12 protein-coding genes and 1 tRNA gene are annotated in these 14,025 nt (G+C 67.3%); 8 read left to right on the top strand and 5 right to left on the bottom strand.

Annotated features, from left to right (window positions below; genetic code table 11):
* Nucleotides 1–8 precede the first annotated feature (8 nt).
* Nucleotides 9–980, top strand: a complete 972-nt coding sequence (locus AB0C34_RS12615) for a M23 family metallopeptidase (protein ID WP_357070558.1) — start codon at nt 9–11, stop codon at nt 978–980.
* Nucleotides 981–1,043: 63 nt separating this feature from the next.
* Here AB0C34_RS12615 and purD read toward each other — a convergent pair whose 3' ends face one another.
* Nucleotides 1,044–2,315: a phosphoribosylamine--glycine ligase gene (gene purD / locus AB0C34_RS12610; RefSeq protein ID WP_357070555.1), complete on the bottom strand. Its 1,272-nt coding sequence runs from the start codon at nt 2,313–2,315 to the stop codon at nt 1,044–1,046.
* A 137-nt stretch (nt 2,316–2,452) separates the two neighbouring features.
* Between purD and AB0C34_RS12605 the strand changes: the two genes are divergently transcribed.
* Both AB0C34_RS12605 and AB0C34_RS12600 read left to right on the top strand, forming a co-directional pair.
* On the top strand, nt 2,453–2,830 hold the full coding sequence (locus AB0C34_RS12605; protein WP_357070552.1) for a PH domain-containing protein: 378 nt from the start codon (nt 2,453–2,455) through the stop codon (nt 2,828–2,830).
* Between the two features lie 53 nt (nt 2,831–2,883).
* The gene (locus AB0C34_RS12600) at nt 2,884–3,309 is read left to right on the top strand and encodes an HIT family protein (protein ID WP_357070549.1); all 426 of its coding nucleotides are present in this window, start codon (nt 2,884–2,886) and stop codon (nt 3,307–3,309) included.
* Between the two features lie 69 nt (nt 3,310–3,378).
* Here the strand turns inward: AB0C34_RS12600 and AB0C34_RS12595 are convergent, their stop codons facing one another.
* On the bottom strand, nt 3,379–5,097 hold the full coding sequence (locus tag AB0C34_RS12595) for a glycoside hydrolase domain-containing protein (protein WP_357070547.1): 1,719 nt from the start codon (nt 5,095–5,097) through the stop codon (nt 3,379–3,381).
* An 810-nt stretch (nt 5,098–5,907) separates the two neighbouring features.
* Here AB0C34_RS12595 and AB0C34_RS12590 point away from each other — a divergent pair.
* The 5 genes from AB0C34_RS12590 (at nt 5,908) to AB0C34_RS12570 (ending at nt 12,304) form a co-directional block, all read left to right on the top strand.
* Nucleotides 5,908–8,676 carry an AAA family ATPase gene (locus AB0C34_RS12590; protein WP_357070545.1) on the top strand — a complete coding sequence of 923 codons (2,769 nt, stop codon included), beginning with the start codon at nt 5,908–5,910 and terminating at the stop codon, nt 8,674–8,676.
* Between the two features lie 365 nt (nt 8,677–9,041).
* Nucleotides 9,042–10,010 carry an NADP-dependent oxidoreductase gene (locus tag AB0C34_RS12585; RefSeq protein WP_357071325.1) on the top strand — a complete coding sequence of 323 codons (969 nt, stop codon included), beginning with the start codon at nt 9,042–9,044 and terminating at the stop codon, nt 10,008–10,010.
* Between the two features lie 19 nt (nt 10,011–10,029).
* Nucleotides 10,030–11,097 carry a Gfo/Idh/MocA family oxidoreductase gene (locus AB0C34_RS12580; protein ID WP_357070542.1) on the top strand — a complete coding sequence of 356 codons (1,068 nt, stop codon included), beginning with the start codon at nt 10,030–10,032 and terminating at the stop codon, nt 11,095–11,097.
* A gap of 9 nt (nt 11,098–11,106) precedes the next feature.
* On the top strand, nt 11,107–11,706 hold the full coding sequence (locus tag AB0C34_RS12575; RefSeq protein WP_357070539.1) for an HD domain-containing protein: 600 nt from the start codon (nt 11,107–11,109) through the stop codon (nt 11,704–11,706).
* A gap of 340 nt (nt 11,707–12,046) precedes the next feature.
* On the top strand, nt 12,047–12,304 hold the full coding sequence (locus AB0C34_RS12570) for a hypothetical protein (RefSeq protein ID WP_357070536.1): 258 nt from the start codon (nt 12,047–12,049) through the stop codon (nt 12,302–12,304).
* A 141-nt stretch (nt 12,305–12,445) separates the two neighbouring features.
* Here the strand turns inward: AB0C34_RS12570 and AB0C34_RS12565 are convergent.
* From AB0C34_RS12565 to AB0C34_RS12555, 3 genes are all read right to left on the bottom strand, one after another.
* Nucleotides 12,446–12,520: transfer RNA gene (locus AB0C34_RS12565), tRNA-Thr, on the bottom strand.
* A 100-nt stretch (nt 12,521–12,620) separates the two neighbouring features.
* Complete coding sequence (locus tag AB0C34_RS12560) at nt 12,621–12,866, bottom strand: MbtH family protein (RefSeq protein WP_357070533.1); 246 nt, start codon at nt 12,864–12,866, stop codon at nt 12,621–12,623.
* 167 nt (nt 12,867–13,033) lie between these two features.
* Nucleotides 13,034–13,867 carry an alpha/beta hydrolase gene (locus tag AB0C34_RS12555; RefSeq protein WP_357071322.1) on the bottom strand — a complete coding sequence of 278 codons (834 nt, stop codon included), beginning with the start codon at nt 13,865–13,867 and terminating at the stop codon, nt 13,034–13,036.
* Nucleotides 13,868–14,025: the final 158 nt, after the last annotated feature.

The raw sequence follows: 14,025 nt of genomic DNA, 5'->3' as shown, positions 1-14,025 counted from the left end.
TCGGCGTAATGCTTGAGAAAGCTCGACAACCCGGGCTGGACCGAGCGCGTGGAGTGGGCGGCGTCGGCGTCGTTGTACACCGATGGCGTGACCGAAAACGCACCGGGAACCGGCTGGTCGGGACCAGCGGAAAAGCCGAACCGAAGGCGCTCAGGGCGCTGCTGGTCCAGCGGTGGGAACGCAGGCCCGACCCGCGTGCGATCTGGCGGCGGCGACCCACCAGCGCCATGGTGCTCGAGCTGCTGCGCGAGCACAAGGTGCTGCTGGCCGGTTTCGCGGCGGCCGCGGTGTTCGCCGCGAGCGACACGTCATTCGCCGGGATGGTCACCGATCGCACCCCTGCGCCGGGCCGGGCCCAGCGGGTCGCCGTCGCCTATCCCCCGCATATCCAGAACAGTCCGCCGTCGGCGCACCGGATGCTGAATGCGATCGCGCGTGGCGAGCAGCTGCGCGAGCAGGCGGTCGTCGCCACCGCCACGCGCGCGACGTTGGAACGCGCCAAGGCCGAAGCGGCCGCCGCGGTCGCCGGCGAGCGCCAACCATGGATGACCGGAAGCGCACCGGTGCGGCCTGGGACCCGCCCACCCGGTATCGGGGGCTTCGTTCTGCCCACCAAGGGCCTCTTCACCTCCGGCTTCGGCTCTCGGTGGGGCACGTTCCACAACGGCATCGACATCGCGGGCCCGATCGGCACCCCGATCTACGCCGTCGCTGACGGCACGGTCATCGACGCGGGCCCCGCCGAGGGCTTCGGCCTGTGGGTCCGGATCCGGCACGACGACGGCAGCGTCACCGTGTACGGCCACATGTACGACTTCTTCGTCTCGGTCGGCGAACGAGTGCCCGCGGGCATGCAGATCGCCCGGATGGGCAACCGTGGTGATTCGACCGGCCCGCACCTGCATTTCGAGGTGATCGAGGGCGGGCAGCATGTCGATCCACAGCAGTGGCTGGCGCTGCGCGGGCTGAGCGTCAGCTGAGCGGCGCGTTCGATACCGTCCAGCGGCCCTCGGCGCCCGCGCCGCTACCGACCCGCGACGGCATCAGACGGTGATGCGGTTCTCGACGGCGGCCAGGCCGATATCGGTGCGGTAGTGGCTGCCGGGCAGCTTGATCGCGCCGATGCGGTCGTAGGCACGCGTGCGGGCCTCGGCGAGATCGGCGCCGACACCGACGACGTTGAGCACCCGACCGCCCGCCGAGACCAGCGCACCATCGTCGCGCAGCGCGGTTCCGGCGTGCAGGACGGCGGCGTCGGCGTCGAGCGCGCCGTCGGCCGCACCTGCGATGGCGTCGCCGAGCCGCGGGCGGCCCGGATAATTCTCCGCGGCGAGCACCACGGTGATCGCGGAACCGTCGCGCCAGCGCGGCGGTGCCAGCTGCGCGAGCGTACCGGTGGCGGTGGCGTTCAACAGTTCGCCGAGCGGGCTGTCGAGCAGCGCGAGCACCGCCTGAGTCTCGGGATCACCGAAGCGGCAATTGAATTCGACGACCGCGGGACCGGCCGCGCCGATCGCGAGACCCGCGTAGAGCAGGCCGGAGAATCCGCTGCCGCGCCGCACGAGTTCGGTCGCAACGGGTTTCACCACGTCGTCGACGATCGCGGTGACCGTCTCCTGGGGCAGCCAGGGCAGCGGGGTGTAGGCGCCCATACCGCCGGTGTTCGGTCCGGTGTCGCCGTCGCCGACGCGCTTGTGGTCCTGCGCGGGCAGCAACGGGACCACCGTCTCGCCGTCGACCAGGCAGAACAGCGACACCTCCGGTCCGTCCAGGAACGATTCGAGCAGGACCGGATGGCCCTGCTCGAGCAGTTCGGCACCGTGGTCGCGCGCCGCCGAGCGGTCCGTGGTCACCACGACGCCCTTGCCCGCGGCCAAGCCGTCGTCCTTCACCACCCAGGTCGGGCCGAAACGGTCGAGTGCGGCATCGAGGTCGGCCGGGTTGTCCACAACCTCACTGTGCGCGGTGCGCACACCCGCCGCGGCCATCACATCCTTCGCGAACGCCTTCGAGCCCTCGATCCTCGCGGCCGCGGCCGACGGACCGAAACAGGTGATGCCCGCGTCGCGCACCGCGTCGGCGACGCCGAGCACCAGCGGAACCTCCGGCCCGATCACCACGAGGTCGGCCGCCACCTCGGTGGCCAGCCCGACCACCGCCTCGGCGGAACACGGGTCGACCGCGCGGATCTGCGCGTGCTGGGCGATGCCCGCGTTACCGGGGGCGGCGAAGAGCGCGCTCACCGCGGGGTCCCGGCGCAGTGCCAAGACGAGGGCATGTTCACGGGCTCCGGAACCGATGACGAGTACGCGCACGGCAGACAGCCTAAACGAGCCGGTTGTCCTGGTTACCCGCTACCGGCCCTGGCCCGGGGGATGATGGGTGGGACAACGGATGTGGGCGCGCACCGCTCGCACCGATCACACCGGAGTACCCGAAGGATGTGCTGACGATGGGTCTGATCGACGGACTGATGGGCAATGCCGGACGGATCGATCCGGGTCAGGCGCAACAGGAGTACACCAGACTCCTCGGCGACGGGGAACAGATCTACGCCGCGTATCTGCTGGTTCGCGACGCCATGCTGTTCACCAACCGCCGCCTTATCCTGATCGACAAGCAAGGCGTCACCGGTCGCAAGGTGAGCTACCACAGCATCCCCTATCGCGCGATCACCCACTTCTCGGTGGAGACCGCGGGCACCTTCGATCTGGACGCGGAACTGGCCATCTGGATCTCGGGGACCGACGAGCCGCTGCAGAAAAGGTTCAACCGACAGGTGGACATCTACGAGGTGCAGGGCATCCTGTCGCACTTCGTGGCGGTGTAACGCGGGGTGCGGCGCGGGCGCCCGCGCTAACGAACCGGTCTAGTCTGCGGGATATGGCTTCTGTCTTCAGCGCGATCATCGCCGGTCAGCTCCCAGGACGGTTCGTCTGGGAGGACGAAGAGTTTGTCGGGTTCCTCACCATCGCACCGGTCACTCCGGGCCACACGCTGGTGGTCCCCCGTAAAGAGATCGATCAATGGCAGGACATCGACGCGGACCTCTTCGGTCGGCTCACCAGCGTCGCCCAGAAGATCGGCCAGGCGGTACGCACAGCGTGGGACGCACCGCGCGCCGGTTTGCTGATCGCCGGTCTGGAAGTCCCGCACCTGCACGTCCACGTGTTCCCGGCGTTCACCATGGGCAACTTCGACATCTCCGGCGCCGACCACAACCCGACCCCCGAATCTCTCGACGAAGCCCACACCAAGATCAAGCGGGCGCTGCGTGACCTCGGCTACGGCGCCAACGTCCCCGACTGAACTCGATGTCGACCTGACGCGAACCGATCCGGCGGCGACAAGCGGCCGGACCGGTTGACCTCCCTGATGTCACCCCTGCGGGTCGTGCAGGGGTCGATCGACACCACCGATCGAGACCGTCGCCAATGTCTGGCGCGGAGTCCAGAACACCCTGCCGTGCTCGAAATCCTGATAAGCGCCGGTATCCCAGGGGATTTCGTCGCTGCTCGGCCAGCCGAGCGGACCATTCTCGTAGCCCGAGCGGCTCCAGCGGTCGCCGATCGCACCGTGCACCCAGAAGGCGTCCTCGTTCGGTTCCCGGCGGTAGAGCGCACCGCCCTGAAAACCTTGCACCTCACCCCACCACGCGCCGTCCGGCCCGTTCAGGACGGTGCGGTCGGTGACCGGATAGCCGAGCGGACCGGATTCCCAGCGCAGTTCCTCGAATTTCCCCCACAGTGTTTCCGGGATGGCGTGGGCGCCGGTCGACGGGTGCCAATAGATGGAACCGTGTTCGAATTCGGCGAATCGGCCCACGCCGTCCGCAGTCGCGATCTCGCCGACAGTGATCCGGGCGCCCAGCCATGGACTCGCCGCGGCGCAATCGTTGATCGCGTTCGGCTGTGACCCGCCTGGTTCGCCGGCGGTAAAAGCCTGCACGTCGAGCGCGAAGACATCCCACGGAAAGTTCGGGCCGACATCGGTGTGCGTGCCGATCCCAAGGCACTCCGTCACATATTTGTGGTCGGAAATTCCGGAACGCCGCTGATAGGGCGGTGCGATGACATAGGTGTCGAAACCGTACTTGCGGGCATCCTGGACCGCGAGCCATGCCGCGATCCGGAGATCGTCGCGAATGGACAGCCACCGGTCGCGGCTCCACGCGGCGCGACTGCCCGCGAAACAGAGATTGATGGTGTACGGATTCGCGTCCAGTACAGACCAGCTGGCCAAATCGGTGTCGACGACATCGACGACCACGCCGTCACGAAGGGTGTAGTGATAGCTCACGCCATGGCTGGGATCGTTGAGATAATTCGCGAGGCTCTCCGCGGTCCCATTCCCTTCCTGCGTGTGCAGTATGAAGTTCACGATTCGTGCACCGTGGCGGCTCGACGCCGAATTGCCCATTCGATCGAGTTCGAGGTAATTCGGCCTGTTGTCGGCGTCCGGATCGGGTTGCGGCGCCCCTGCTTTCGACCACTGCCCGTAGTCGGCCGCGAGAATCTTGTCGACGTCGACCCCGACTCCGCCGACCACGTCCCGGTCGATGCGGATCTGGTGCAGGTGCGCAGACGGATGATCCCCGTTGATCGAGGTGTCGCCGGACCAGTTGTGTTGCCAGAACCAGGTCGCGACGCCGTCCTCCAGCGCCCAGTCGATGCAGCGCGCGTTGGCGTAGACGCCGGTCCACTCGAGGCCGACCACCGAGGCCCAGCCCCGCAAGAACGGGGCGATCAACGAGTTCCACTCCGCTAGCGAGGGGTTCGCGTCGACCGGGGCGTACAGCGGCCGCAACCGTGGCCCCCCGGCGGCGAGATGGTAGCCGAGCGCGATCCGGGCATGCTGGACGCCCGCGTCGAATCCCCCTTTCCAGTCCGCCGTGTCGCCCTTGCCGTACTGATAATTGCTCACCACCTCTAGCCCGATGGCGCGCAGTCGGTCGCAGTATTCACGGGTCAGCGGCTTGGCGCCGAAATTCGTACCCGGTCGGGAATCGCTGAAGTAGCCGATGACACCGGCATATCCGGCATCCTTGATCGCCTGCGGGTCGATCAACGCGGCGGAGAAGTCGATCAGCTCAGGCATCGCACACCGTCCTCGTATGAGTCCGCGTGCGCGTCGGCACAAGCGCGTTATCTGTGTACATCTCAATACTTTCGGCAGAGGAACAGCCCCGACACCGTATGATTCGGCGCGGGGCGCGCAGGGGATGCCGAAGTTTTGATGAAGTGTCCGATCCGGTATTCACGCGTGATGTTGTCGGTGCCGCTGTCGTCGACACCGTGCGCGTCGGCCGGCCCGACCGGCTGCGGGACGGATGCGCAGTGCGCGCCCGGCTGTTTCGGCCGCCTGAATCCAGAACGATCGGCGCTGTGCCCAGCGATATTTCCGCAGTTTGGTGTGGAGGCCGGATCAGTCGGGCCGTTCGATGAATTCGCGCGATGAGAGCTGCGAAGCGGCACAGTCGTATACCGAGTTCTGCGGCGCCGAGGTGAAAGACGAGCATCACACGGTCGGTGTCGACACGGTCGGCAACCGGTTGTACGACAAGGGCACTGCCCGACCGCGAGTCTCGGTTGCGGGTGGTGTTCCGCCGAATCTCGGCCCAGGGGCCGCTGTCGATCGTGGTCGACCAATCCGACGCCCGCGCTGTGTCCCGGCAACGCATCCACGGCCTGCTCACCCGCATCCCGTCCGGACTCGAACGGGCTCGGGTCCGCGGATTCCGCACCTTGCTGTCTCGGAGGTGCTGTCGCGTGGCAGTGGTCCGGACAGATGTGGAAGCACGACCGACCCCAACTCACGGCCGGCTGGGTCCTCGTTCAGAGCGTCGGCCCGACCCCGGTCGGCCGCACTCGACAGCCGACCCGTCAGCCCTCGGGTAGCGTCAGCGTTGTGCAGCCTAGCGGTGTTCCCGCAGGTGGGCCTGCGGTGGAGTTGGTCGGGCGTCGTGACGAACTCGCGATTCTCGACCGACTCGTCGACGCCGTCTGTGCTGGTACGAGCCGGGCGTTGGTGGTGCGCGGAGAGCCGGGCGTAGGCAAGACCGCGCTCTTGGAGTACATGGCACGCAGGGCCGCGCAGTGCCGCATCGCGCGCATCGGCGGTGTCCAGGCGGAGATGGAACTGGCCTTCGCTGGCGTGCACCAGCTGTGCTTGCCGATGCTGGATCGGCTGGAACAGCTGCCGACGCCGCAGCGCGATGCGCTCAGCACGGCGTTCGGCATGACCGCGGGACCGGCGCCGGACCTCTTCCTCGTCGGGCTGGCGGTGCTCACTGTGCTGTCCGATGTGGCCGAGGAGCGGCCGTTGCTGTGCCTTGTGGATGACGAGCAGTGGCTCGATCGCGCATCGGCGCAGGTCCTGGCCTTCGTCGCGCGCCGCCTCGGTGCGGAGTCGGTGGGATTGGTGTTCGCCGCCAGCGAACCCAGCCAAGCGCTTGCTGGATTGCCGACGCTGGTCGTCCGGGGATTGCGGGCAGCTGAGGCCCGGGTATTGCTCGATGCGGTGTGGACCGGACCGCTGGATCCGCGGGTCCGCGACCAGATCGTCGCCGAAACGCGCGGCAACCCCCTGGCCCTGCTGGAGTTGCCGCACGGGCTGACGGCCGAGGAGTCGGCCGGCGGGTTCGGACTTCCCGGCGCGGTTCGGCTCTCGGCTGACCTCGAACAGACCTTCCGCGCGCGGATCGACGCGCTACCGGCTCGGGCCCGGCTTCTGTTGCTGCTCGCGGCAGCTGAGCCGACCGGTGATTCCGCGCTGCTGTGGCGTGCGGCCGGCCGGCTCGGAATCGGCCCGGAGGCAGCGGCGCGCGCGGTCGAGGCAGATTTGGCCGCTTTCACCACCCGAGTACGGTTCCGGCATCCACTGGTTCGCTCGGCGGCCTATCGTTCGGGATCGCTGAGCGACCGGCAGCAGGTGCACCACGCCCTGGCCGAGGTCACCGATCCGCAACTGGACCCCGACCGCCGGGCATGGCATCGAGCACACGCCTCCTCGGGTCCCGATGACGACGTCGCCGCAGAACTCGACCGCTCGGCCGGCCGGGCACAGGCCCGCGGTGGCGTGGGCGCGGCAGCCGCATTTCTCGAGTGTGCGGCGACACTCACTGTCGACCCTGCGCAGCGAGCCGAACGGGCTCTCGGCGCCGCGTCCGCCAAGATCCAGGCGGGTGCGTTCGATGGGGCGCTGGATCTGCTGGCGATGGCGGAGGCCGAATCACTCAGCGATTTCCAGCGAGCCCGCGCCGACGTCCTGCGAGCCCGACTCGCGTTCGTCACCAACCGCGGAAGCGCTGCCGCGCCACTGCTTTTGCAGGCCGCCCAGCGGCTCGAGTCGATCGATGTCGCCGCGTCGCGAGCCACCTACTTGGACGCGATGTTGGCCGCCATGTTCGCCGGCCGCCTTGCTGTCGGTGCCAGCGTGCTGGAGGTTGCTCGTGCGGCGGCCTCGGCGCCACGCCCACACGGGGCCCCGAGTCCTCCTGATCTGCTACTCGATTGGCTGACCGCGCACTACACCGAGGGATACGTGCTCGCCATGCCCGCGCTGCGCAGCGCTCTGGCCGCTTTCGACGACATGTCCGCGGCGGAGCAGCTGAGGTTGGTGCTTTTCGCGGCCACCGCCGCCTACAGTGCGTGGGACGACGAGCGCTTACACCTGCTCACCCATCGCTATGTGGAGCTTGCCCGTGGCACCGGCGCACTTACCGACGTTCCGGTCGCGCTGAGCTCGTACGGTGTCGCGCTGCTGTTCGAAGGGGACCTGCTCGGCGCGGCGGCAGCGGTCGAGGAATTACAGGCCGCGCAGGACGCGACCAGGAGCAGCCTCGCGCCCTACGCGGCGCTGGGTTTGGCGGCACTGCGCGGCGAGCAGAAGAAAACATCAGCGCTGATCGAAGCCACCGTGCGGGAGGTGACCGCGCGCGGTGAGGGAAACGGCGTCAGTGTCGCGTGGTGGGCCGAATCGGTGCTGTACAACGGTACCGGCGATTACCGAAGAGCCCTCGACGCCGCCCAACGCGCCGCCGCGTTCGCCCCCGAGCTGGCGGCGACGAACTGGGCCCTCGTGGAGCTCGTCGAGGCCGCTGCCCGAAGTGGTGCGAGCGAGGTGGCCGCTGATGCCCTCAGCCGACTCGGCGAGATGACCAGTGCCAGCGGCACCGAATGGGCGCTGGGCATTGGGGCGCGTTCGCGCGCGCTGCTGAGCGTTGGGGCTACCGCCGAGCGTCTGTACCGCGAATCGATTGTCCGGCTCGATCGAACCCGAATGCACGCCGAACTGGCCCGCGCCCACCTGGTCTACGGGGAATGGCTACGCCGAGAACGCCGCCGTACCGATGCCCGCGCACAGCTCCGTACCGCCCATGACCTGTTCGTCGCGATGGGCATGACAGCATTCGCCGAGCGAGCCAGGCGCGAACTGAACGCGACCGGCGACACGATGCGCGCAAGCGCGCACGCCGTGGACGATAAACAACTCACCGCCCAGGAGGCCCAGGTGGCACGGCTTGCCCGCGCGGGATTGTCCAACCCGGAGATCGGGGGTCGCCTGTTCATCAGCGCCCGCACCGTCCAGTACCACCTGAGCAAGGTATTCGCCAAGCTCGGCATCAGTTCGCGTGGCCAACTCGACCGTGCGCTGCCCGCGGAGCGAGCCGGCTAGCGTGGGTCGACGCACTGCTCCGACGCCCGACAGCAGTACCGCCGCACCCGAGACTGGCCAGTCGGACTGTCCGGTGGCGGATCCGCTGATGCCGGTCCGCCGCGAAGATGACTAGAGAGATCACGCGATCTAACCGACTCGGTTCGACGTCGTCGGTACCGGTCTCTCACAGGGGCCGCGATCACCACCGGCGGCAGGTTGCGCCGCGGCAACGACCAACCCCGGCTCAGGGACATTCGGGTCGCAGCGACCTCGGTCTCCGACATCCGCGATGACTACCGAACACCGACGTAGGAGGCAGTAGCAATGCTCCAGCTCACCAGCCGCGACACACTGCGGACCCGAACGGCATGACCGCGCCGACAATGAAGGCGGTCGCTGTCACCGAGTACGGCGGTCCCGACGTCCTCGAGCTTGTCGACGTTCCCCGACCGAGTACCGGCCCAGGCCGGATCCGCATCCGTGTCCACGCCACAACAGTGAATCCGGGGGACACGCTGCTCCGCGCCGGTGATCTCGACGAACTGCTGCGCGCGGCGCCTCTCGTCCCGCCCTATCGCCCTGGTATGGAGGCTGCCGGCATCGTCGACGAGATCGGGCCCGGCGCCCGGACCGATCTGCGCGTCGGCGACCGCGTGATGGCCGTCGTCATGCCCATCGACGCCACCGGTGGCGCCTACGCCGAATACCTTGTCGTCGAGGCCGACCAGGTCGCCCTGGCACCGGCCGGCGCCACGCACGCCGAGGCCGCCACGTTGCCGATGAACGGGCTGACCGCTCGCCGGGCCTTGGACATGTTGCATCTGCGTCCTGGGGAAACAGTGGCAGTCACCGGCGCTGCCGGATCAGTCGGCGGGTACGCCGTTCAATTGGCGAAAGCGGACGGGCTGCGAGTGATCGCCGATGCCGCCGCTGCCGACGAGACCTTGGTGGCCACACTGGGCGCTGATCAAATCGTCGCTCGCGGCCCCGATGTGGGACAACGTATCCGGCAGTGGTGGCCCGAGGGTGTCGCTGCGGTCATAGACGCAGCACTACAGGGAGACGATGTCGTGCCCGCGGTGCGCGACGGTGGGCAGATCGCGGTGGTGCGCGGAAAGGCAGAGCGAGGCAACGCACCGCTGCGGGAAGCGCGCGACATCACCGTTCGGGAGGTGTGGGTACCGGACTATACCCATGCCCACGACAAACTCGACGAGCTGAGATCTCAGGCAGAACAGGGAAAGTTGACCCTTCGAGTGGCGCGAACGTACGCGGCGGCCGAAGCAGCCGCGGCGCACCGCGCACTGGAAGCCGGCGGTATCCGCGGCAGGCTCGTCTTGCTCTTCGACTGACGACAGGAAAGGAAATATCATGAGACCGATCGGGGTAGGGATTATCGGCGCGAGCCCGGACGGCGGGTGGGCGGCGGCGGCGCACGTTCCCGCTCTGCGGGCGCTGCCGGAGTACGAGTTACGCGCCGTGGCGACCAGTCGGCCGTCGTCGGCTCAGCGTGCCGCCGACCTCTGGGGAGTCGATGCGTTCGACGACGCGCGCAACCTCATCGAGCATCCCGACGTGGATCTGGTCGTAGTCGCCGTCAAGGTGACCGATCACCACGAGCTCCTCGGCCGAGCACTGTCCACCGGCAAGATGCTTTTCAGCGAGTGGCCGCTCGGCGTCGGCCTCGACCAAGCCCAAGATCTGGCCGACGCGGCCGCGACGGCCGGCGTTGCGACGCTCATCGGCCTGCAAGCGCGATTCGCCCCGGCAGTGCGCACGATGCGTGAGCTCATCGAGCGGGGGTACATCGGACGAGTACTGGCAACCACACTCATCGGCTCCGGACAAGCATGGGGTCCCAGCACCGACAGCGCGCACGCGTACCTGTTCGACGCGCGCAATGGCGCCACCACCTTGTCCGTGTCGATCGGCCACGCCCTCGACGCGGTGACCCATGTGCTCGGTGACATCGACTCGATCACCTCGACCATCGCGGTGGGACGCGACACCGTTCGCGTCGGCGACGATGCTGTCATTCCGGTGACCGCTCCCGATCAGATCGCTATCACCGCCGGGCTGCGCAGCGGCGCGGTCGCCTCGGTCTTCTATCGGGGTGGCTTGTCCCGGGCCGGCGATCTGCGCTGGGAAGTCAACGGCACCGACGGTGACCTGTTGGTGTCCAGCCCCTTGCCCAACGGCAACCTGCAGGCAATCGAATTGGTGCTGGCCGGCGCGAACGGCGCCGCGACACGAGTCGTTCCGATCGACACGCCGGACCGTTATCCCGAGCTCGGACTGGCTGGTCCGGCGCAGAATGTGGCGAACCTGTACCGAGCATTCGCCCACGACCAGCAGTATGGCACCGCCGAAGCCCCTTCCTTCAGCGACGCCGTGGCCTTGCATCAGCTGCTGGCCGCCATCGAACACGGAAGTTTGTGAGCGCAATTCATGAATACTTCGATACCCGATTCCGGACATGTCGAGGACGCCGCCGCACACATCCGAGCGGTCGTGCATCCACAGATCTACAACCACAGTGTCCGCACGTTTTTGCTGGGTCGGGAAGCAGCTCGGCGTGACGGAGCGACCGAGCTCGATGCCGAATCGCTGTGCCTTGCCGCACTGTTCCACGATTCCGGTACCGCTGACCTGTACAACGGCCCCTCCCGATTCGAAATCGAGGGCGCCGACGCTGCGGCCGAGTTCCTGCAGCAACGTGGTTGGAGTGCGGCGAGGGTCGATCCCATCTGGGAGGCGATCGCGCTGCACACCTCGCCGGGCATTGCCGAACGGCGCGGCCCCATCGCCCACTATCTGCGACGAGGCGTCGTGATCGAGTACGGCCCACCAGAACTCCGCAACACCTTCACAGCAGCCATCGCGGCCGCCGAAGCACAGTACGCGCGGTCAGACTTGGAAGAAGTCTTGCAGACCCTCCTCATCGAACAGGCTCTGGCACAACCGCAGAAAGCGAAGCGGCCATCGTGGGTGGCAGATCTGCTCACTCAGCACGACCCCGACCGAACCGGAGTGAATCCCGCGTTCTGACAACCGAAACGGCGGGGATCAACTGGGGCCACAGCGACGATCCCAGCCACGACGCGAACCAACCAAATCCGCACTCTGACGCCGCCGCACCGCGGCGATCTGGTGCGAGAGTCGCGGCGCTACCGACCGACACCACACCATGCGGCGAATCCGCGCGAGTGCAGTCCGCCCGAGTTCACAAGGTGCTCAGTAACTTCCTTCGCCAGATGGGATTCCAGCTCGGTCCGCAACGCTCGGATCGGAATGTTGAACCTGAATCCAGTACCCGGTGCCGGGTTGAACGCTGAGTCCTCGGCGTCGGGTGCCCACCAACCACACCAGATCGCACCAGGGGTACGAGATGTCCGAACACGTCACACTTCTGATCGTCGTCGCAGCGGTAGCGTTCCTCGGCTGGGTGATCTTCGTCGGCCTTCCGTACGCGTTGGACCACTTCGGTGGTTGCCATACTGCGCCCGAGCGAATCTACAGCCTGCAGCAGGCCCACGAGGTGATGCAGGACCTCATCGACTGCGACGCCGACAGCTGCGCGGCCAAACGCGCCGCCATGGAGGTGCTGATCGCGGCGAAGCACTTCGTCCCTGCGCGGGTTCTATGACACCCCTCGCCGACACCGTCGACCCGGTCGGCGAACATGTTCATCGATCAGTCCAACTCGCCGTTGACCACGTCTCCGACAAACCGCGACGGCCGCACCCGGCAATTCGCTGCCGGGTAGCCAACGCGGCAAGGTCAATAGTGGAGCCCCCTGTCAGGATTGAACTGACGACCGCTCGCTTACAAGGCGAGTGCTCTACCACTGAGCTAAGGAGGCGGAAAAGCGGTTGCCATCATAGCCGGACACGCCAGCTGCGTGACACCGGATTCACGGCATCACGCAGCGGCGGTCCCGGCGCAGTATCGGCTACCGCAGATCAGGACTGTTGTGCGGCCTGACGGGCCGCGTCGTCCGCGGCCATCGCGTCGCGCAGGCTCTTCGGACGCATGTCGGTCCAGTTCTTCTCGACATACTCGACGCAGGCGGCGCGACTTTCCTCGCCGAACACGACTCGCCATCCGGCCGGAACCTCTGCGAACGCCGGCCACAGCGAATGCTGCTCCTCGTCGTTGACCAGAACGAAGAAGCGGCCGTCTTCGTCATCGAAGGGGTTGGTGCTCATTTCACCTCACTGGATACTGGCACTATGTACGGGATCGCTTCAAGGATCGCACGGCGCCGGGTTACTTCAACCGCGAGCGCCGACGGACCTCGAGCGTTATTTCGACCCTAGCAAGCAGAACGTTACGCCTGGGCGGTTGCCTCGACTCTTCCCTCGACCGACTCGCCTCAGCTCGCGAAGAAGTCGAGCAGAATCTTGTTGACCGCCTCCGGCCTTTCCAGATACCCGAAATGTCCGGCATCTGGCACCTCCTGGTACCGCGCGCCCGGAATGACCTCGGCGATCTCCCTGGACAGGTAGGGCGGGATCATCCGGTCATCAGCAAACCCGACCGACAGACACCGTACGCGGATCGCCCGGTAGGCCTGCACGCGGTCGAAATCGTGGTCCATCTTGCGCTGGGCGCGGATGCCCGCCGGCACCGGCCCGCCGGTGAACTCGAATAGGTCGAGCCAGTCGCGGGCCGCGTTCGGCTCGGCCATGGTCGCGGGCGAGAGATTCATCACCGCGGTGATCGCGGCCTCGTACTTCGGCGGTAGTTGTACGCCGCTGGCGTCCAACTCGTGCTCCCCGAGCGAAAGCGTCCGCTGGAACTGGTCGAGCCGCCCGTGGCCCGCCATGAACACCGCCTTGCTTACCAGGTCAGGACGGGCCAGCGTCAGTTCTTGAGCCACCCGCGCGCCCATCGACGTGCCCACCACCAGCGCGGGGCCCTCGTCGAGGAATTCGATCAACGCGGCGGTGTCGGCGACCAATTCCTCGATGGTCATGCCCGCGGCAGCCTCGAACGAGGGCGCGATCCCGCGATTATCGAATGTGCACACCCGGTAACCAGCCGCGACCAGCGCGGGGACCTGGTGCAGTTCCCACACTCGCCCCGGGCTTCCGGTGCCCATGATCATCACCACGAGTGGCGCGGAGCCCTTGATGTCGGTGCCCCTCGTGCGGTCGCCCTTCACCTGATAGTTGAGGGAAATTCCGTTCACCGTGGCCAGCGGCATGTCGCCCCTTTCGTGGAGTCGGTGCTGCGTCTCCACGGTATAGGGGCCCATCGGGCGAGCACACCGGCCGGGGTGCCCGGATCGCGGCGCGTCGCTGCCAGATGCCCGGACGGACGCACGTCCAGGCGTCGCATACCCAACGTCCGGGCGTCGCATAC

Origin of the sequence: Nocardia sp. NPDC049220, assembly GCF_040647855.1 — a bacterium.
Lineage (GTDB): Bacteria > Actinomycetota > Actinomycetes > Mycobacteriales > Mycobacteriaceae > Nocardia.
Note: the sequence above shows the minus strand (reverse complement) of the source record. Positions and strands in the feature narration are given on the sequence as shown.